Source organism: Geobacillus jurassicus NBRC 107829, assembly GCF_001544315.1.
Lineage (GTDB): Bacteria > Bacillota > Bacilli > Bacillales > Anoxybacillaceae > Geobacillus > Geobacillus jurassicus.
The window spans coordinates 1-18,539 of sequence record NZ_BCQG01000037.1 but is presented as its reverse complement, the minus strand read 5'-3'; the positions used below and the strand labels follow the sequence as shown (position 1 = coordinate 18,539).

Annotated in this window: 20 protein-coding genes; 11 read left to right on the top strand and 9 right to left on the bottom strand. The window is 52.9% G+C overall.

The annotated features are described in order from the left end of the window. Position 1: 1 nt before the first annotated feature. From GJ1_RS11605 to GJ1_RS11595, 3 genes are all read right to left on the bottom strand, one after another. On the bottom strand, positions 2-244 hold the full coding sequence (locus tag GJ1_RS11605; RefSeq protein ID WP_066232561.1) for a YqkE family protein: 243 nt from the start codon (positions 242-244) through the stop codon (positions 2-4). Positions 245-531: 287 nt separating this feature from the next. Then, positions 532-771, bottom strand: a complete 240-nt coding sequence (locus tag GJ1_RS11600) for a YqkC family protein (RefSeq protein ID WP_066232558.1) — start codon at positions 769-771, stop codon at positions 532-534. Continuing rightward, the gene (locus tag GJ1_RS11595; protein WP_066232555.1) at positions 761-1,105 is read right to left on the bottom strand and encodes an iron-sulfur cluster biosynthesis family protein; all 345 of its coding nucleotides are present in this window, start codon (positions 1,103-1,105) and stop codon (positions 761-763) included. The genes GJ1_RS11600 and GJ1_RS11595 overlap by 11 nt, the downstream gene beginning before the upstream one ends. Positions 1,106-1,191: 86 nt before the next feature. Between GJ1_RS11595 and GJ1_RS11590 the strand changes: the two genes are divergently transcribed. Together GJ1_RS11590 and GJ1_RS11585 are read left to right on the top strand one after the other, a co-directional pair. Beyond that, positions 1,192-1,410 (top strand): CDGSH iron-sulfur domain-containing protein, encoded by a 219-nt coding sequence (locus tag GJ1_RS11590; RefSeq protein WP_044730927.1) that lies wholly within the window; start codon positions 1,192-1,194, stop codon positions 1,408-1,410. A gap of 15 nt (positions 1,411-1,425) precedes the next feature. Next, complete coding sequence (locus GJ1_RS11585) at positions 1,426-1,623, top strand: YqzH family protein (protein WP_066232552.1); 198 nt, start codon at positions 1,426-1,428, stop codon at positions 1,621-1,623. Between the two features lie 213 nt (positions 1,624-1,836). Here GJ1_RS11585 and GJ1_RS11580 read toward each other — a convergent pair whose 3' ends face one another. Together GJ1_RS11580 and GJ1_RS11575 are read right to left on the bottom strand one after the other, a co-directional pair. After that, positions 1,837-2,625, bottom strand: a complete 789-nt coding sequence (locus GJ1_RS11580) for an SDR family NAD(P)-dependent oxidoreductase (RefSeq protein ID WP_066232550.1) — start codon at positions 2,623-2,625, stop codon at positions 1,837-1,839. Next, positions 2,616-3,587, bottom strand: coding sequence for an MBL fold metallo-hydrolase (locus GJ1_RS11575; protein WP_066232547.1), 972 nt, complete (start codon positions 3,585-3,587; stop codon positions 2,616-2,618). The genes GJ1_RS11580 and GJ1_RS11575 overlap by 10 nt, the downstream gene beginning before the upstream one ends. Before the next feature lie 514 nt (positions 3,588-4,101). Between GJ1_RS11575 and proI the strand changes: the two genes are divergently transcribed. Both proI and namA read left to right on the top strand, forming a co-directional pair. Then, entirely contained in the window at positions 4,102-4,941 is an 840-nt protein-coding gene (gene proI, locus GJ1_RS11570) for a pyrroline-5-carboxylate reductase ProI (protein WP_066232544.1), read from the top strand. 140 nt (positions 4,942-5,081) lie between these two features. After that, positions 5,082-6,104: an NADPH dehydrogenase NamA gene (gene namA, locus GJ1_RS11565; RefSeq protein WP_066232541.1), complete on the top strand. Its 1,023-nt coding sequence runs from the start codon at positions 5,082-5,084 to the stop codon at positions 6,102-6,104. A 3-nt stretch (positions 6,105-6,107) separates the two neighbouring features. Here the strand turns inward: namA and rnz are convergent, their stop codons facing one another. Further along, on the bottom strand, positions 6,108-7,034 hold the full coding sequence (gene rnz, locus GJ1_RS11560; protein WP_066232538.1) for a ribonuclease Z: 927 nt from the start codon (positions 7,032-7,034) through the stop codon (positions 6,108-6,110). A gap of 227 nt (positions 7,035-7,261) precedes the next feature. Between rnz and zwf the strand changes: the two genes are divergently transcribed. The 3 genes from zwf to GJ1_RS11545 all read left to right on the top strand — a co-directional run bounded on the left by zwf (position 7,262) and on the right by GJ1_RS11545 (position 9,963). Then, positions 7,262-8,755 (top strand): glucose-6-phosphate dehydrogenase, encoded by a 1,494-nt coding sequence (zwf, locus tag GJ1_RS11555; protein ID WP_066232534.1) that lies wholly within the window; start codon positions 7,262-7,264, stop codon positions 8,753-8,755. Between the two features lie 100 nt (positions 8,756-8,855). Further along, positions 8,856-9,473 carry a cyclase family protein gene (locus GJ1_RS11550; RefSeq protein WP_066232530.1) on the top strand — a complete coding sequence of 206 codons (618 nt, stop codon included), beginning with the start codon at positions 8,856-8,858 and terminating at the stop codon, positions 9,471-9,473. Positions 9,474-9,651: 178 nt separating this feature from the next. Continuing rightward, on the top strand, positions 9,652-9,963 hold the full coding sequence (locus GJ1_RS11545) for an AbrB/MazE/SpoVT family DNA-binding domain-containing protein (protein WP_066232527.1): 312 nt from the start codon (positions 9,652-9,654) through the stop codon (positions 9,961-9,963). 125 nt (positions 9,964-10,088) lie between these two features. Here the strand turns inward: GJ1_RS11545 and GJ1_RS11540 are convergent, their stop codons facing one another. From GJ1_RS11540 to GJ1_RS18390, 3 genes are all read right to left on the bottom strand, one after another. Then, a complete protein-coding gene (locus tag GJ1_RS11540) occupies positions 10,089-11,456 on the bottom strand; it encodes a glycoside hydrolase family 1 protein (protein WP_066232526.1) in 1,368 nt (455 codons plus the stop codon). A gap of 216 nt (positions 11,457-11,672) precedes the next feature. Then, positions 11,673-13,484, bottom strand: coding sequence for a YncE family protein (locus GJ1_RS11535; RefSeq protein ID WP_066232523.1), 1,812 nt, complete (start codon positions 13,482-13,484; stop codon positions 11,673-11,675). A gap of 68 nt (positions 13,485-13,552) precedes the next feature. After that, positions 13,553-13,720: a hypothetical protein gene (locus GJ1_RS18390; RefSeq protein WP_157068384.1), complete on the bottom strand. Its 168-nt coding sequence runs from the start codon at positions 13,718-13,720 to the stop codon at positions 13,553-13,555. 122 nt (positions 13,721-13,842) lie between these two features. Here GJ1_RS18390 and GJ1_RS11530 point away from each other — a divergent pair, with 122 nt between their 5' ends. The 4 genes from GJ1_RS11530 (at position 13,843) to GJ1_RS11515 (ending at position 18,304) form a co-directional block, all read left to right on the top strand. Continuing rightward, the gene (locus GJ1_RS11530) at positions 13,843-14,529 is read left to right on the top strand and encodes a response regulator transcription factor (RefSeq protein ID WP_066232520.1); all 687 of its coding nucleotides are present in this window, start codon (positions 13,843-13,845) and stop codon (positions 14,527-14,529) included. After that, positions 14,529-15,533, top strand: a complete 1,005-nt coding sequence (locus GJ1_RS11525) for a sensor histidine kinase (RefSeq protein ID WP_066232516.1) — start codon at positions 14,529-14,531, stop codon at positions 15,531-15,533. Before GJ1_RS11530 ends, GJ1_RS11525 begins: the two co-directional genes overlap by 1 nt. Positions 15,534-15,626: 93 nt before the next feature. Next, the gene (locus tag GJ1_RS11520; protein ID WP_066232513.1) at positions 15,627-16,382 is read left to right on the top strand and encodes an ABC transporter ATP-binding protein; all 756 of its coding nucleotides are present in this window, start codon (positions 15,627-15,629) and stop codon (positions 16,380-16,382) included. Then, a complete protein-coding gene (locus tag GJ1_RS11515) occupies positions 16,379-18,304 on the top strand; it encodes an FtsX-like permease family protein (protein ID WP_066232510.1) in 1,926 nt (641 codons plus the stop codon). The genes GJ1_RS11520 and GJ1_RS11515 overlap by 4 nt, the downstream gene beginning before the upstream one ends. Positions 18,305-18,539: the final 235 nt, after the last annotated feature.

Sequence of the window (18,539 nt, the reverse complement as noted above, 5' to 3'; positions counted from 1 at the left end):
GCTACTTAAACTTCCGCCAGTCAAGCGCGCTTTCCTCAAGCAGCTCGGCAAATGATTTCTGTTCCTCACGGCGGCGCGCTTCCTCGCGACGCCGCGCCTCTTCCGCCGCCCGACGCCGCTGTTCTTCCTCGGCAAGCGCCCGCTTTTTCGCAAGCAGTTTCGCTTCCGTCTCGGCACCGAGCCGGTCGGCAAGCGTCCATCTTTGATCGTCCTCTCTTTTTTTCTGCTTTTCTTGTTTTTTCACTGTTTATGCCCCCTTTGCATAACAGTTGTCATTTTGTCAAACGATACAACTAAACGACAGCAAAAAGGAGAGATGACCAATGGCGAAAAACCGCGCCCAAAAAGGGAAACCGTCGGCCGATACGGTGAAGCCGGTGATCGCAAAAGAAGAATTGGAAAAAGCAATCCACCCGACTAAGCGGCAAAACAGTCCGCAATAACATTTGGAAAGCGCCGTTCGGCGCAAAACGCGGCTTCTAACTATGGAAAGGGGCGCCCCCGGCCGAAAATGGCTTAGGGACGGCCCCTTTACAACACCTCGGTGATGTGCGGCATATGTTCGCCAAGCCAGGCGATCGCCGCCTCCAGCGTCGGAAACTCTTTCGTTTCAAACGTCATTTCGTTTTGCAGCAGCCAGACGTCTTTCGCTTCATGATACGGGCCGGCGACCGACCAATGAAGCAAGCTGTACGGATCGTTTTCATGGGTGAACGACACCCATGTTTTTTGCTTCGCCGTCTTTGCAAGCTGCTGCAGCTTACCGTTCATGGCCAGATTTCACCTCGACAAGCGGCATATGCCCATTCAACGTTTGCCCTGGGCTTTTGAGCTGAAAAACGGTCGTCCCCGGCTTGACGTCAATCGTCATCGTTTCATCAAAAAAGATGAGTCGCGACCGTTCCACGAGCACCGGCACAAAATTCGTCTCGACGGCCAAATCATCGTCATCGGCCTTGTCGACAAGCCATAGCGCCGGCACGCCGTCGACCAAACAGCCGCAGCCGTCAGTGTCAAACATCAGCTTTAACTGCCGTCCGGATTTCGCTACAATAGAGGCAAGCGCCCGTTTGGCTGCATCCGTAAACGTGATGTACAGACTCATAGCTGGCTCCTTTTCCCTTTGATTTCCTTATTCATTTTACCTGCCAACATAAGAAACTGTCAAAACAAAGCAAGGAGGAAAAAGCGATGGCAAAAGTGCAAATCAAAGTGAACGACAACGGCTCGCTGCGCGTCACCGGCGATGTTGAACTGCTCGATGGAGAAGGAAAGCCGTTTGTGACGAAACAAACGTTTTCGCTCTGTCGGTGCGGGCTGTCGAACAACAAACCGTTTTGCGACGGTTCGCACAAAGGCCGCTTTCAGTCGGTCGTCCGCGCTCCGTCCACGGAAACCAACGGACAGTAACGGACGGTGAAGCCAATGGATGAACGTTGGCTGCAAAAACAGGTGCGCAACTGTCTGCGGCGTTATGGCTACGATGATGACATGATGCCGCTTGACGAAGACGATTGGCGCGAGCTTTGCACCCGCATTGCCGCCGCCAAAGAGAGGCAGCCAAACGCGGACATTTATGAACTTGTCCATGACGCCGTCTACCGGTTCATCACCAGCGCTTGACCCGGCTCGTGTCAAACGAACACAGGGCTGGCCCCAAAGGCCTTCTTTCTTCAAGAAGAGGAAAGGCATTTCGCGCGTCTATCCGATGATCCGAAAGGGTGTCCCAAAAGGATCGGGACACCCTTTCCCATTACTATAGGCATAAAACCACTATTAAAAACAATATGTTGTGTTTCATTTAAGGAAAATGACCCTTTTGGGTCATCCCCTCGCTTACTTTTGAAAAAATGCCCGCTTTGCCACTTTTTCGACAAGGCCGGGGGCGAGCCGGTACAAGCGGCCGCCGAGATCCATCCAGCGCGGCATGTTCACTTCGCGCGCCGGCGTCATCATCGCTGCGACAACGCGCCTAGCCACCGCTTCCGGCCGCAGCATCCACCGTGATACATTACGCACATACTCCCCCGATTCATCAGCGATCGAAAAAAAGTTCGTCTCCACCGGCCCCGGATTGACGGCCGTGACGAAAATGCCAAAACGCTCCGCCTCGAGGCGAAGGCTGTCGGTAAAACCGAGAACCGCGTGTTTCGTCGCTGAGTAGACGCTTGACTTCGGCGTCGCGATTTTGCCTGCTTGCGAGGCGATGTTGATAATATGACCGCTTTTTCTCTCTTTCATATGTGGATACACCGCCTTCGTGCAAGCGATGAGGCCGAAGACGTTGACGGCAAACATTCGCTCCATTTCATCCAAGTTGATATCCTCGACATAGCGGAAGACGCCAAACCCGGCATTGTTGACCAGCACATCGATCGCGCCAAGTTCAGCGATGAACCGGGAAAATACAGCGTCGACCATATCGCGGTCGCTGACGTCAAGCGGCGCATACGGGGCGCGAATGCCGGTTTGCGCTTCAATTCGCGCGCTGATTTCTTTCAACCTTTCTTCATTGCGCGCGCACAGCACCGGCATCGCCCCTTGGCGCGCTGCTTCATAGGCAATTTGCTCACCGAGACCTCCCGACGCTCCGGTAATGACGACACGGCGCCCCTTCAGCCGCACACCGACACCCCCGCCGCTTCATAAACGTAATGGCCGTCTTCTTGCTTTTTCGTCACATATCCGTTCGCTTCCAAATAGTCAAGCTGGCCGATCGTCTCGGACATCGTCAGCATGAGCTGTCGTTCATACACGGCCGGGAACAGCTTTTGGCACACTTCAAACACGGTGTGCGGACGCTCTTGCACCATTTCGAGCACCCGCTCGGCGCGCTGGCGCTGCTTGGCAAGCCGCTCGCGAACGAGCGCCGGGATGTCGGTCGCATCGTCGCCATGGCCGTTTAACGAACGAACGATGTCGTATTGTAGCATTTTTTGCAGCGATTCGTTGTATTGCAATAACGGTTTCGGCCGCTCCGTCTCCCCTTCCGCCGGCGGCTCCATCATCGGGTTGGGGGAAATATGAACGAGCAAATGGTCGCCAGCAATCAACAGCCCGTCCTCCTCGCGGTAGAGCGCGATATGGCTTTGCGCATGCCCCGGCGTTTCGATGACCTGCCACCCAGGCATCCCCGGCACCGCGTTCCCTTCCGTCACCATGATGTCAAGCCCGCGCCGACTTGCGTAGCGAAGCGATCCGCCTTCTTTGGACAGCTGGCTGAACAAGCGGCGGTCGACGCCGCATTCTGTAAAAAATTCCTGAAAAAATTGGACGTACCGCTCCATAAACGAACGTTCGCGGCGCAAAAACGGATCAGCTTTCGGATGGCCGATGATCGGCGCATGCGGAAAATAGTCAAGCAAGCCGATATGGTCCGGATGATGATGAGTGATGACAACTTGTTCAATATCCTTTGGCGCATAGCCAATCTCACCAAGCTGCTTCACAAACAGCTGCCACGCTTCCTCTGTTTTCACTCCGGCGTCGACCAACGTCAGCCGGTCGCCGGCGATCACATACATATGCACGTCACCGACCGGAAACGGCGTCGGCACTGTTAACCGGTAAACCCGTTCCTCTTTCATTGCGTTCCCTTCTTTCCTTTAAGTTCATGAAACATCCCGTTCGAGCCGTTTCATCGCCAAAATGAATGGTTATTCATTATATTTTATTTTACAGTTTACACCGATTTCATCCGTTTGTCATGCCTTTTTCTTCCGCACGCCGGAATTGCAAAAAAATTCATGCTCCTCTCTTGACAATCGCGCCTGTCCCACGGCATAATGGCAAGTAAAATCACGGATACGGCAAAACCGGCGATGAACAGGGCCAGTAAACCGCAAACGGCAACAGAGAGCGAAGCCCGCGGCTGGAAGGCTTTGCTGCCCTCTTTGCGGTTGAACCTACCCTAGGAGCTGTTAGGCCAACCTAAACGCCACCCCGGCGTTATCGGGGCAGAGTCGGGTCTGTTTGGCGCTTGGGCCAAACTGGGCCAAAAAAGGTGGTACCGCGGAAACGAAGGTTTTCCGTCCTTTTGCAGGGCGGAAAACCTTTTTCTTTTGCCTGACTTTATACGCCAATGCAAGGAGGAGTCGAACGATGAACAACGAACGGACAATCGCGTTGATCGGCGCCGGTTCGATGGCAGAAGCGCTCATCGCCGGCATGACGAAAGCGTTTTGCCATCCAGCGCACATTATCGTCACCAACCGACAAAACCGCGCCCGGCTTGAGGAGCTTGCGCGCCAATACGGCGTCCGCACGGCGGGCTCCGCGCAAGAAGCCGTCAAACAGGCGGATGTCGTCATTTTGGCGATGAAGCCGAAAGATGTCGCGGAAGCCATGAACGCCATCGCGCCGGCCCTTCGCGCAAACCAGCTTATTCTCTCTCTGCTCGCCGGCATCACGACCGAAACGATCGAACAGCTCGCCGGATGCGACATCCCTGTCGTGCGCGCCATGCCGAACACGTCGGCCGCTGTCGGCTTATCGGCGACCGCGATCGCCGGCGGCCGTTTTGCTTCCAAAGAGCATCTTGACGTCGCGAAACAGCTGTTTGAAACGGTCGGCATCGTCGCCGTCGTGCCGGAGCGCGACTTGCATGCGGTCACCGGCCTGTCCGGGAGCGGTCCGGCGTATGTGTATTACTTGGTCGAAGCCATGGAAAAAGCGGCAGCCGACATCGGCCTCGAGCGCGATATTGCCAAAACGCTCATTTTGCAGACGATCATCGGTGCAGCGGAAATGTTGAAAGCATCCGACAAGCATCCGTCCGTCCTGCGCCGCGAAGTCACAAGCCCGGGCGGCACGACCGAAGCCGGCATCAAGGTGCTTGAGCAATACCGGTTCCAAGAGGCGGTCATCGCCTGCATCCGCCGGGCGACGGCCCGTTCCGAAGAGCTCGGCAGCGCTCTTCTCGCTGCCATCGCCGAAGCGTAAAGAGCGGACCTCCGGAGCGCGCCGCTCCCTTTCCCGCCTAGTCCGAACACAGCGACAATCCGTTTCATTTTGTTTTTGATAAGCAGCGTGCTATCATTCAGTAATGAACCATTCATTAGCATAGAAAGGAGCTGCTTGTCATGAACACGATGTTGTTTTCGCCGTATACGATCCGCGGGCTGACGCTGAAAAACCGAATTGTCATGTCGCCAATGTGCATGTATTCGTGCGACACGAAAGACGGCGCCGTACGCACGTGGCATAAAATCCACTACCCGACGCGCGCCGTCGGCCAAGTCGGCTTGATTATCGTCGAAGCGACCGGTGTCACGCCGCAAGGCCGCATTTCCGAACGCGACTTAGGCATTTGGAGCGATGACCATATCGCTGGGCTTCGCGAACTCGTCGGACTTGTGAAAGAGCATGGCGCGGCCATCGGCATCCAGCTCGCCCACGCTGGCCGGAAGTCGGAAGTGCCAGGGGAGATCATCGCCCCGTCGGCCATCCCGTTCAACGAATCGTCGCGGACGCCGAAAGAAATGACGAAAGCCGACATTGAAGAGACGGTGCAGGCGTTCCAAAATGGCGCACGGCGCGCGAAGGAAGCTGGTTTCGACGTCATCGAAATCCACGCCGCCCACGGCTACTTAATCAATGAATTTTTGTCGCCTTTATCCAACCGACGCCAAGACGAGTACGGCGGCTCGCCGGAAAACCGCTACCGCTTCTTGGGCGAGGTAATCGACGCCGTCCGCGAAGTGTGGGACGGACCGCTTTTTGTCCGCATCTCGGCATCCGACTACCATCCGGACGGGCTGACGGCGAAAGATTATGTCCCATACGCCAAGCGGATGAAAGAACAAGGCGTCGACCTCGTCGATGTCAGCTCCGGCGCGGTCGTGCCGGCTGCTATTGACGCCTATCCCGGCTACCAAGTGCCGTTTGCCGAACTGATCCGCCGCGAAGCGGACATTCCGACCGGCGCCGTCGGCCTCATTACGTCCGGCTGGCAGGCGGAAGAAATTTTGCATAACGGCCGCGCTGACCTCGTCTTTTTGGCGCGCGAGCTGCTGCGCAACCCGTATTGGCCATACGCCGCAGCGAGAGAGCTGGGCGTGAAAATCGAAGCTCCAGTCCAATATGAGCGCGGCTGGCGGTTCTAGCCTCTATTTTTCGCGCGGAATGGGAAACGAGGCGAAATCAGCGGCCAGTTCGGTATTCGGAAACACGCCGCGCGCCTCGGCAAGCAGCTGCAGCGCCGCCGCACCTTGGTAGCGAGAGCTGATATGGGTCAAAATGAGCTGTTTCGCCCCAGCCCGCTTCGCCACCTCGGCCGCATCTTTGGTCGTGGAATGGAAATAATCATGCGCCAGCCGCTGTTCCGCCGCGGCAAACGTCGCCTCGTGGACGACGACATCGGCATCGCGGGCGAGTTCAATCGCCGCTTCGCAAAAGCGGGTGTCGCCCAACACGGCGACGATTCTCCCCTTTTGCGGCGGCCCGACAAATTCGCGCCCGTCGATGACGGTGCCGTCATCGAGCATGACCGTTTTCCCTTGCTTGATTTGTTGATAAATCGGGCCAGGGCGGACGCCGAGCGCTTTCAATCGATCGACCAACAGCGGGCCGGGCAAATCTTTTTCAACGACGCGAAAACCGTATGACGTCATGCCGTGGTCGAGACGCTTGGCAATGACGGTGAACCGGTCGTCGTCAAAAATGACGCCCTCATCGATCTCAACAATGTTCAGTTCATACCGGAGCTTTGTCCCGCTGACGGCAAGGGCCGTTTCGACAAACGCGCGCAGACCGCTCGGGCCAAAGACTGTAAGCGGCGTTTCGCCGCTTTGAAACGAACGGCTGCCGAGCAATCCAGGCAAGCCGAACAAATGGTCACCATGCAAGTGAGTAATAAAAATATGCTCAATGCGGCGCGGGCGAATGGCGGTATGCAAAATTTGATGCTGCGTCGCTTCGCCGCAATCAAACAGCCATGTCGTCCCCCGCTCATCGAGCAGCTGCAAAGCGACGGACGATACGTTGCGCTCTTTTGCCGGCACGCCGGCGCCGGTGCCTAAAAACAACAGTTCCAACGCGCTTCACTCCTTATCTCGCTCATCATTGCCTGTTGTTAGCGTACCAATGTCGGCAGTGCTTTTCAACTTTCTTTTTCGCTCAAAAACACCGGGCTGACACCCGACTCTTTCATGAACATAGGCGCTTTGCCGCCGGAACGCAACAAAGTGTTTGCGTTCCCGCCGGCAAACCTCTACAATGGTTTCATTGAAGAGACAAATTTGGCTAAAGCGAGGTACATACGGTGGACAACATGAACCCGAAATCGATCATCGTCATTTTCGGAGCGACGGGAGATTTGGCAAAACGGAAGCTGTTTCCGTCCCTTTACCGCCTGTATGAAAAAGGGCATTTGAACGAACAATTTGCCGTCGTCGGCGTCGCGCGCCGCCCGTTATCGCCGGAAGAGTTTCGAAATTATGTGCGCGACTCGGTCGAAACGGCGTTTCACCAAAAGCTCGCCGACGGCCGATTCACCACCCATTTCTATTACCATCCGTTCGACGTGACGGAAGCCGAGTCGTACCAGCGCTTAAAGTCGCTCCTCGAACAGCTCGACGGCACATACGAGACCGAAGGCAACCGCATCTTTTACTTGGCGATGGCGCCGGAATTTTTCGGCACCGTCACTTCCCGCTTGCAGTCGGAAGGATTGACAGAAACGCGCGGCTTTAAGCGGCTCGTCATCGAAAAGCCGTTCGGGCACGACTTGGCGAGCGCCGAGAAGCTGAATGACGAAATTCGCCGCGTTTTTTCCGAACGGGAAATTTACCGGATCGACCATTACCTCGGCAAAGAAATGGTGCAAAACATCGAGGTCATCCGCTTCTCAAACGCCATTTTCGAGCCGCTTTGGAACAACCGGTTCATCGCCAATATTCAAATCACGTCAAGCGAAACGCTCGGCGTTGAAGACCGCGGCCGCTACTACGACCATTCCGGAGCGCTGCGCGACATGGTGCAAAACCATATGCTGCAAATGGTCGCCCTGTTGGCGATGGAACCGCCGATTAAATTAACGACCGATGACATCCGCCATGAAAAAGTGAAAGTGCTGCGCGCTTTGCGCCCGATTTCTCACGACGAGGTTGATCGCTATTTCGTGCGCGGCCAATACGGGCGCGGAGCCATCCACGGCAAACACGTGCCGGCGTACCGCGAGGAACCAAACGTCGCCCCGGACTCGAACACGGAAACGTTCGTCGCCGGGAAGCTTTTGATCGACAACTTCCGCTGGGCCGGCGTGCCGTTTTACATCCGCACCGGCAAACGGATGGCGGAAAAATCGACGAAAATCGTCGTCCAATTTAAAGATGTACCGATGAACTTATATTACCGGACGAATGAGACGATCGCCCCGAACTTGCTCGTCATCCACATCCAGCCGGACGAAGGGATCACCCTTCATTTAAACGGCAAAAAAACCGGGGAATCGACGACCATAACAGCTCCATTTCAACTCGACTATTGCAACAACTGCATCGACGGCATCAACACGCCGGAAGCGTATGAAAAACTGCTGTACGACTGCATGCGCGGCGATGCGACGAACTTCACCCACTGGGACGAGGTGGCGGCGTCATGGCAGTTTGTCGACCCGATTTCTGAGGTGTGGGCGAACACAAAAGCTGCCGACTTTCCAAACTACGCGGCCGGCTCCATGGGTCCGGCGGCTGCGGACGAGCTGCTCAAAAAAGACGGCTTCCACTGGTGGCCGATCGAGCATCCGCGGTCGTAAAGACGCGATGGCCCTCCCGTTGCGCCCATCGCGTCCTCTTTGACAAACCAACATGGGGCGCTTGCCCCTTTTATCCCTCATGCAAAGGAGCGAATGAACGATGAAGGTGTATGACGTCACCGCCCCGATTTACGAGGGCATGCCCGTGTATAAAAACAAACCGGAAAAACAGCCGAAGCGCACCACCGTCACAAACGGCTATGTGACCGAATCGCGCATCGACATGGACGTGCACACCGGCACGCACATTGACGCGCCCCTCCATATGGTCGAAGGCGGAGCGACATTTGAAACGATTCCCATTGACCACCTTGTCGGCCCGTGCAAATTGTTTGACTTAACCGACGTCAATGACCGGATCACAAAAAACGATATCGCCCACCTTGATATTCAAGAAGGCGACTTCGTTTTGTTCAAAACGAAAAACTCGTTGGAAGATGCGTTCAATTTCGAGTTTATTTTCGTCGCCGAAGACGCGGCTCGTTATTTGGCCGACAAACGGATCCGCGGCGTCGGCATCGACGCCCTTGGCATTGAGCGAGCGCAAGAAGGCCACCCGACCCATAAAACGCTGTTTGGCGCCGGTGTCATCGTCATCGAAGGGCTGCGGCTAAAAGAGGTTCCCGAAGGCCGCTATTTCATGGTCGCCGCCCCGCTCAAACTCGTCGGCACCGACGCCGCCCCGGCGCGTGTCTTGCTGTTTGACCGCGAGCTGTAAAAACAGCTGGTCCCTTGATGGGGCCGGCTTTTTTTATCGTCCGTTCTCATATCGTTGTTGTCCACACACGACTTCTTACTGCACAAAAAATAATACGATTTTCAATGATTGATTCAACACAAAAATAAGTATAAAAATAGGGTGGCCAATAAGTGTTTGGGAAGGAGTGAACGCATCGATGGAGAAAGTGAATGTTTCGGATCAACCATCGCCTATCGTCATGAAAGCGACAAGCAAGCTGTCCAGCCGCGGCCAAGTGGTCATTCCCGTTGAAATCCGAAAAACATTAGGCCTCACCGAAGGCGATGATCTGACGTTTATTGTCAACCAAGATGGGGAAATAAAAGTGGAAGTCACCAAGAAATATCGCTTGTCAGAATTAATGGGCATTCTCAAAACCAATCAGCCGTTCCGCCCTGTTGAGGAAATCCGAGATGAAGTATATCGTACGATGGGAGCAGAGGAATTGAAAGACGGGGAGGAAAAATAGGTGGCTCGCAAGCTGTGGATTGACACGAATGTCGTGATTCGAATCATTACGTATTCGCCACGATCGTCCAAAGAATTGGCAAAAAGGCGGGCTCTTCCCCGCCTCTTTTGAAACTCGTTCTTGTTTTACAGCTCTTCCCCATTCGTGCGAATGACGCGCTGGAACCAATAAAAACTTTTTTTCTTATAGCGCTTCAAATCGCGCAAGTTCTCGTCGTCCCGGTTGACGAAAATGACGCCGTACCGCTTGCGCATCTCCCCTTGCGAACTTAACAGATCCGTCGCGCCCCACATCAAATAGCCGATCACCTCGACTCCTTCTTCCATCGCCAGCTTCATCTGTTCGATATGGCGGCGCAAATAGTCGATCCGCTCGTCATCCTCGACCGTGCCGTTCTCGTTTAGCTCCTCTTCCAGTCCAATGCCGTTTTCGGTGATGAAAATCGGCATTTCGTAACGGGCGTACACGTCTTTTAAGGCAATCCGCAAACCGATCGGGTCGATCGCCCAGCCCCACTTTGTCTTTGGCAAGTGGGGATTCGGTTCAAGCCCTTTGATGATCCGCTCATCCTGTTCCTGATGGCGGACGATTTGGCTTTGATAGTAGCTGAATGACAAAAAGTCGACCGTCTGCTCCCGCAGCAGCGGCTCATCTCCTTCTTCAAGCGGCAAGACGATCCCTTTTTTCTCAAGCCGATTCGTCACATAGCGCGGATAGGCGCCGCGGGCGAACACGTCAAAAAAGAAATCGACGAGCAGCTCTTTCGCCTGCACGTTGGCGAGGGCATCTTCCGGCCGGCATGTCGCCGGATACGTCGTCAAATACGTCACCATCCCGCCGATCTTCGCCTCGGGAGCGATTTCGCGCAGCGCCTTCACGGCTTTCGCGTGGGCGATAAACACGTTATGACAGACGCGGTAGGCAAACGCTTCCGGGTCTTCGTCTTCCGGGCAGATCGCCCCCCATAAATGCGGGTTCTCCAACACTAAGTTTTGTTCGTTGAACGTCAACCAATAGTTCACTTTCCCACGGTAACGCTCAAATACGGTGCGCGCGTACCGCTCAAACAAGTCGACGACTTTCCGCGAAGCAAAGCCGTTGTACTTTTTCGCCAACGCCAACGGCAAATCAAAATGGTACAGCGTAATGACCGGCTCGATGCCGTTCGCTCTCAATTCATCAAACACGGCGTCATAAAACGCCAAGCCCGCTTCATTCGGCTCCCCTTCCCCGTCCGGAAAAATGCGCGTCCAGGCGATGCTCGTCCGGTAGGCGGTAAAGCCGAGCTCCTTGAACAACGCGATGTCTTCTTTGTAGCGGTGGTAAAAATCGACCGCCACTTTCCAGTCGGAATGCCCTTTTGGAATCGGGCGCGCATCAACGATCGACAGCCCTTTTCCGCCCTCGTTCCACGCCCCTTCCGTCTGGAACGACGTCACCGCCCCGCCCCATAAAAAGTCGTCGGGGATGATCGATTTACGCTGTTGTGACATGGAAAGACCCTCCTATCTGTGAACGGACGTGTTTAAGTGATTGAACGCCTTGGAAAGTTCACCCTTGGACATCATCCTCATTATGACATATTTGCTTCTTTATAAAACTAGACGGGCGGAGGTACGAGCCCGTCAAGACGTTGTGAAAACTTTTTTGGTTAGCTTATTTTCCATGCCGCTCTGGCGAAGCACCAACGCTCCCCCAGCAACGGCGGTTTATCGAGACGGTTTTTGCTTAATCAAATAATGGTTCGTAGCCACTTTTCGATACGTGAAGATCATTCCATCATCCCCAGCCGTTGCGAGCAACGCTTCAGATGACAAATCGGCGATTTTCGTTCCTGTTGCCCGGTTATAAATGGCTCGGCTGGTGATGATATATTGACGGCTCGCCGCCCGCAGCGGCTCCGGAAATTCAGCGGCCACCAATGCGCCGGGCTGGGCTGGATTGATGCGCGCCTTTCCGTAAAAAATCTCCCCGCCGTTCATAAAAAAGGCATCGTCCCCTCCAGGGAAGGACAACAGTTCCGAAACATGCCAATCAGAAAGCCGCACCGCATACAGAGCGTGATCCGATGTTCCTTCCTGTCCGACATACAATACATTTTGTTTTTCGTCATACACAATCATTGGATTGATGAATACCTTTGGGATCCGCCATTGTTTTTTCGTCTTCATATCATAAACGGCAATCGCTCCCGTCAACGTGCGGCTATTGTCAGTGAAGAAAATTTTCCCGCCCCCGATCGCCAATGTGCGCGGAGCAGCGATCAGCGGCACCGTTCCAAGAAACCGCATTGTTTTGGCGTCGTAAATCGCCATTTTCGTCGCTCCCGATAGCGCAACATACACCTTGCCGCCATCAATTTTTACATCCGTCGGCTGCGGTCCGGGATGAATTTCTCTCACCATTTTCATATCGCTGGCGCGAATGACAAACAGTTTGCTGTCTTCAGCGGACAACACATACAGCCATCCGGTCGACTGATCATAAGCCAAATGGGAAATCGGCACATTGGTGAAAGCATAATTGGGCGATCGAACGTAATAGCTCTCATCGGCCGGCAATGGATATTTGTAAATTCGATTTTCCCCTTCTTTGATCAAATACAAATTGTACTTTGCATCCATCAGCGCATAGTTCGTCGGGAACGGGAGCGTGCTGACCTTGGCAGAGGTGTAACGGTCATACACCGCCTCATTTGTCACAACGTAGGTCCCTTGAACATCCAAAACGGGGCCGTTATAGCAGTCGTGCACCATGTTGATATTTCCGGCATCAATGCGCCTTCCCGCAAAAAACACATCGCTTCCGTCAACGATGAGCGGATGGGTGGGCGCGCTGCCTCTCGGCCCTTGATACGAAACTTGCTTCATCACCTTTAAATCGGACAGGCGCAATACCGCTAAATCAGGAATGGAAAAATTGCGGCCGATGAAGGCTAGGCCTCGCTTCTCATCGAAAAACAACGTATTTTCCTCTGAAAAAACGGAAAAAAAGTTAGGGTCAGCAATCAGCCGGCTTGTTTGGCGTTTCGCCGCCAAATCCCACATATACATCTCATACGTCGTCTTCCCGCGCCCGTACTGCTCTCCGAAAGTTACGATTTTGTTGCCTAATAGGCCAAACGGCAATCCGTTATACGGGGCTCGTTGAATCAACCGTTTCGTTTTGACGTCAAAAACGTCTATCGATGTTTCAGACGGCACATACAGCTTCCCGTCCCGCAAAAGAAGAGTGACCGACCGCTGGGCATATTTCCGCCATAAAGCGCTGTATCCCCGCAGAGAAACGGTTTCCCGCTTTTTGATCGACAATGTGCCGGCTTCAATAAATAATAACGTCCCATTTTCCGTGAGCGCATAAATATACCCGTTTTGATCATCCATGACCCAATCGAGCACGCGCCCAGGAAGCTGTTGCGTACGCGGTCCGGCCGCTTCCGCTTTAGCGGAAGGAGACACATGGAGAAGACAGATAAACAAGAAGAGAAAAAATAAAAAACCTTTCCTAAATGTTGTTCCCATTCCAATCCCCCGTCAAACGATGATTTCTAACTCCTATACATTCCTTGCGCATAGCATAGCTCAAACAATCAAGCACCACCATTTGGCCATTCCTTATCCATCCTCCATATCCATGATAGCCCATCGTTGATCATCACTTCAAGCTCTTTTTGCCATACGCACGCCGTTCGGCCGCGCACACCAACTGCCGCCAATCGCTGTTTTTTCACGAGAGGCAATGCGACTATCATTTTCATTTTTGTCCCTCATTGCTTTCCAATCTTCCATTATCTTCCACTATAGGCTTCTTTTCCCCCAACGCTCAAACAAGTATAATGAAAACAGAGCGCCTAATAGAAACGAGTGTGGTGAGAGAAAATTGAACATTTTGCTCATTGAAGACGACACAACGTTGTTTCAAGAAATCAAACAACGTCTCGAACAATGGTCATACAACGTTTGCGGCATCCGCGATTTCAGCCGTGTGTTGGAAGAGTTTTCGGATTGCAAGCCGCATTTGGTCATCATTGACATCCAGCTGCCGAAATTTGATGGATTCCACTGGTGCCGGCAAATTCGTGCGCATTCGAACGTCCCGATTTTGTTTTTATCCTCGCGCGACCACCCGACCGACATGGTTATGTCGATGCAGCTTGGGGCGGATGATTACATCCAAAAGCCGTTTCATTTTGACGTGCTGATCGCCAAAATCCAGGCGCTGTTTCGCCGCGTGTACCACTACAACGCCGGACCCGTTCAGCTGCAAACATGGCGCGGGGCCACGATCGACTATGAGAAAAACACGGTCTCGAATGAACGCGGAACAGTGGAGCTGACAAAAAACGAACTGTTGATTTTGAAACATTTATTAACGAAGAAAAACCAAATCGTCACTCGCACGGAGCTGATCAAACGGCTGTGGCAGGACGAGCGGTTTGTGAGCGACAACACGCTGACCGTCAACGTCAACCGCCTGCGGAAAAAACTCGACGAACTCGACTTGGGACGCTTCATTGAAACAAAAGTCGGACAAGGCTATATGGCAACGGAAGAAGGGAGCCACTGATGATCAAAGACTATTTGTGGGAACGAAAAAGCTGGATGGCCCTCTTTCTCTTTCTGGAGCTGTTCATCTTGTTTGTCGCTTATCTGAATCCGACGATTCCCTTCTCCTCCGCCCTTTATATCGTCTTTTTAACGACCATCATCTTTGTTGTCTTTGTCATCATCCGCTGGAAAAAAGAAACGGCGTTTTATCAACGTTTGCAAGAGTGGGAATTCGGTCTCGATCCTGTCTCTGTCCTGCGGGCGGCAAGTCCGTTCGAGAGAATCGTTGAGCGCGTCATCGCCAGCCAAACGGACCAATGGAAACAAGAACAGGCGGAACACCGCGCCACATTGGAACAAGAGAAAGATGAATGGTTGTCATGGATTCACGAAATGAAAACGCCGCTTACGGCCATGCGGCTCATCATCGAACGGGTCGAGGATGAAAACACCAAGTCTCAGCTCTTGTATGAGTGGCTGCGCATTCATCTGCTTCTCGATCAGCAGCTTCATCAACAACGGCTTCCCCACATGGAAAACGATTTATATATCGAACAAGTCGAGCTTGAGCCGCTTCTCGTCAATGAGATTCAGCCATTGCAATCGTGGTGTATGCAAAAAGGCATCGGCTTTGACCTTCAATTAGACGTCCGCTCCGTCCTGAGCGATGCCAAATGGCTTTCGTTCATCATCAGGCAAATCATCACGAACGCGGTGAAATACAGCGAGTCATCCGATATTGTCGTGAAAAGCTTTATGGAAAGCCGGCATGCCTGCCTGCAAATTCAAGATTTCGGCCGCGGCATTGATCCAAAGGACTTGCCGCGCATTTTTGAGAAAGGCTTCACCTCCACTATCGAACATCAAAATAAAGCGGTGACAGGGATGGGGCTGTATTTGGCGAAAAAAGCGGCCAAGCCGCTCCTTCTTGACTTTCACGTCGAATCCACCCCCGGGCGCGGAACGACGTTTACGATCATATTTCCGCAAGAAAATGACATCATCCGCACGCACCGCATGTGACGATTTTGTCACATGCGGTTTCATTTTGTTCGGCCAAACGCAGGAAAAAACCAACACCATTGCTTATGATAGAAACGAAGGAGGGAAAACGATATGGTCATATTGGAAGCAACCAACATTCGCAAAATTTACGGAACGAAAAAGAACCGACAAGAGGTGCTCAAAGGCATCGATCTGCGCGTGGAGAGGGGGGAGTTTCTCGCGATCATGGGTCCTTCTGGATCAGGGAAAACGACGCTGCTGAACGTTCTTTCCTCGATCGACCGGGTGAGCGGGGGCGCCATTTTCATCGAAGGAACGAACATCGCCGCCATGAAAGACCGAGAACTGGCCGAATTTCGCAAACGCCATGTCGGATTCATTTTTCAAGACTATCATTTGCTTGACACACTGACGGTGAAGGAGAACGTCCTTCTGCCTTTATCGATTACGAAAACGCCCAAACAAGAGGCGGAGAGACGATTTGCAGAACTGGCGGCCGAGCTTGGCATTGACGAGATCCAACACCACTACCCGAGCGAGATTTCCGGCGGGCAAAAACAGCGCACCGCCGCAGCGCGGGCATTCATCCATGAACCGAGCATCATTTTTGCTGATGAGCCGACCGGCGCGCTCGATTCGAAATCCGCTTCTGATTTGCTGCACAAATTGCAGCAATTGAATCAAAAACGGAAGGCGACGATCATCATGGTCACCCACGACCCAGCTGCTGCCAGTTTCTCGAGCCGTGTCGTGTTTATCAAAGATGGACAATTGTATACCCAGTTGTATAAAGGGGAAGAAACGCAGCAGCAATTTTTCCAAGCCATTATGCAAACGCAAGGCGTGCTGGGCGGTGTCCGTCCATGAACATGAAACGGCTTCTGTTTCGGAACATCAAACAAAACATTCAACATTACTATTTGTACGTGTTGGCCTTGATGTTTGCTTCGGCCTTGTATTTCTCGTTCGTGACGTTGCAATATGATCCGGCCTTGGATGCCATCAAAGGGGGAGTAAAAGGGGCGGCAGCGGTCCGCGCCGGCTCGATGCTTCTCATCGTCATTGTCGCCGTCTTTCTTTTGTACGCCAACGCTCTGTTTATCCAACGGCGCGGCACCGAAATTGCTTTGCTGCAATTGATCGGGTTGACGAAAAGAACGATCTTTTTCATGTTGGCCGCCGAAAATTTCCTTCTCTATTACGGTACACTGATCATTGGCATTTTAATGGGATTTGCCGCTTCTAAGCTGCTGATGATGATTTTGTTTAAAATCATCGATATTCACTTAACGGCGTCCCTATCCTTTTCCGTTCAGGCATTGGGACAAACGTTGATCGTCTTCAGTGTAATTTATACCTTCATGATGGGGATGAACCGCCTGTTTCTCCAAAAACAAACGATTTTGTCCTTGTTCCGCTCCATATCGGCGACCGAGGCGAAACACATCTCTGCCTGGAACATGGTCGTGGGGCTGGCAGGGATCATCCTCATCGGCAGCGGCTATAGTATATCGACGAAATTGTTTAGCAGCGACTGGAAGTCCGTTCAAGGATTATTCATGGCTATGGCGTTCATTTTAGGCGCTGTCATCATCGGCACCTATTTGTTCTTCAAAGGAACGATCAGCTTTCTGTTCCACCTATGGCGGAAGCGCAAAGGCGGCTATTTGTCGATCAACGACGTACTGTCGCTGTCATCGCTCATGTTTCGCATGAAATCAAACGCATTGCTGCTCACCATCATCACGACCGTGTCGGCCGTCGCGATCGGGTTGATCTCACTAAGCTATATTTCCTACTATTCAGCCGAGCAATCCGCGCAAAACAACGTCGCCGCCGATTTCGCGTTCACCGACAAAAAGGACGCCGCCCGCTTTATGGCTGCGTTGCGATCTCATGATATGCATTATCGGGAAACCGTCATTGACGTCATGGAAGTACCGACTGATATTTCCATGATTTTGGACGTCGCCGACCAAAGCCGACTCCAGTTTCACCCGTCCGCCACACCGTTATCGGTGATCAGCGACACGAGCACAGGCCGCATCGATGTCAAGCCTGGGGAAGCGCTGCTTACGGGATACCAGGACCTTCTCCGCCAATTCTTTCCCTTTAAAGAAACGGGAACGATTCGGCTGGAAGAAAACGGTCGCATGATCCCTCTGCATTACGTTGGAATGAAAAAAGACTATTACATCAACTACCATTTCACGTACGGCATGCCGACGGTCGTCGTCGATCAAACGCTGTTCGCCCATCTGCAAAAAGGGATCGATCCTCAAAAGAAAAAGGTTCACATCGGCGTTCATCTGACCGATGAAACAAGCATCGACCGAGCCGATCGGCTGTTTCAACGTATGGAGTTCGCCTCCATCGCCGATTCGCGCCTGGCGATGAGCCGCCACCAAAAGCAGACGTTCGGGTTGATCATGTTTGTCGTCACCTTTTTAGGGCTCGCCTTTTTGGTCACCTCCGGCTGCATTCTCTACTTCAAGCAAATGGGGGCCGGAGAAGAAGAACGACCGAACTACACGATTTTGCGCAAGCTCGGCTTCACCGAAAGCGACTTGCTCGGGGGCATCCGGCGGAAACAGCTGTTCTACTTTGGCGTTCCGTTGCTGCTCGGATTGTCTCACAGCTATTTCGCTGTCCGTTCCGGCTGGTTCTTTTTCGGCACCGAACTGTGGACGCCGATGTTGACGGTGATGGCGATTTACACGGTCTGCTATTCGCTGTTTGGCGTATTGTCCGTTCGTTATCATAAAAAGCTTATTCGCGAGGCGCTTTAAAACGATGCGGTGAGTGAAGGAAGAACCAAAACCGCTCCGGCATTGGCCCATTTAATTCCGAAGGCAAAGTGAGGGGTGTTTTTGGTTAATTGGTGTTTTCAAGGTTTTTCATCAACCCGTGGTGCTAGTTGAGCGCTAGCGCTTAACTAGCCCAAGGGTATATTATTATATTTTTTTGTCTTTATTTTGGTTCATCACCAAAAGATGTACTTGACTTTTAAAGACAAACATGATT

Excerpts from the sequence above, each read along its gene's own strand:
- GJ1_RS11535 (WP_066232523.1), bottom strand. The coding sequence starts at position 13,484 with ATGGGAACAACATTTAGGAAAGGTTTTTTATTTTTTCTCTTCTTGTTT.
- GJ1_RS11575 (WP_066232547.1), bottom strand. The coding sequence starts at position 3,587 with ATGAAAGAGGAACGGGTTTACCGGTTAACAGTGCCGACGCCGTTTCCG.
- GJ1_RS11590 (WP_044730927.1), top strand. The coding sequence starts at position 1,192 with ATGGCAAAAGTGCAAATCAAAGTGAACGACAACGGCTCGCTGCGCGTC.
- GJ1_RS11550 (WP_066232530.1), top strand. The coding sequence starts at position 8,856 with ATGAAGGTGTATGACGTCACCGCCCCGATTTACGAGGGCATGCCCGTG.
- GJ1_RS11595 (WP_066232555.1), bottom strand. The coding sequence starts at position 1,105 with ATGAGTCTGTACATCACGTTTACGGATGCAGCCAAACGGGCGCTTGCC.
- GJ1_RS11585 (WP_066232552.1), top strand. The coding sequence starts at position 1,426 with ATGGATGAACGTTGGCTGCAAAAACAGGTGCGCAACTGTCTGCGGCGT.
- GJ1_RS11540 (WP_066232526.1), bottom strand. The coding sequence starts at position 11,456 with ATGTCACAACAGCGTAAATCGATCATCCCCGACGACTTTTTATGGGGC.
- GJ1_RS11545 (WP_066232527.1), top strand. The coding sequence starts at position 9,652 with ATGGAGAAAGTGAATGTTTCGGATCAACCATCGCCTATCGTCATGAAA.
- proI (WP_066232544.1), top strand. The coding sequence starts at position 4,102 with ATGAACAACGAACGGACAATCGCGTTGATCGGCGCCGGTTCGATGGCA.
- namA (WP_066232541.1), top strand. The coding sequence starts at position 5,082 with ATGAACACGATGTTGTTTTCGCCGTATACGATCCGCGGGCTGACGCTG.
- GJ1_RS11515 (WP_066232510.1), top strand. The coding sequence starts at position 16,379 with ATGAACATGAAACGGCTTCTGTTTCGGAACATCAAACAAAACATTCAA.
- GJ1_RS18390 (WP_157068384.1), bottom strand. The coding sequence starts at position 13,720 with ATGAAAATGATAGTCGCATTGCCTCTCGTGAAAAAACAGCGATTGGCG.
- GJ1_RS11600 (WP_066232558.1), bottom strand. The coding sequence starts at position 771 with ATGAACGGTAAGCTGCAGCAGCTTGCAAAGACGGCGAAGCAAAAAACA.
- GJ1_RS11520 (WP_066232513.1), top strand. The coding sequence starts at position 15,627 with ATGGTCATATTGGAAGCAACCAACATTCGCAAAATTTACGGAACGAAA.
- GJ1_RS11525 (WP_066232516.1), top strand. The coding sequence starts at position 14,529 with ATGATCAAAGACTATTTGTGGGAACGAAAAAGCTGGATGGCCCTCTTT.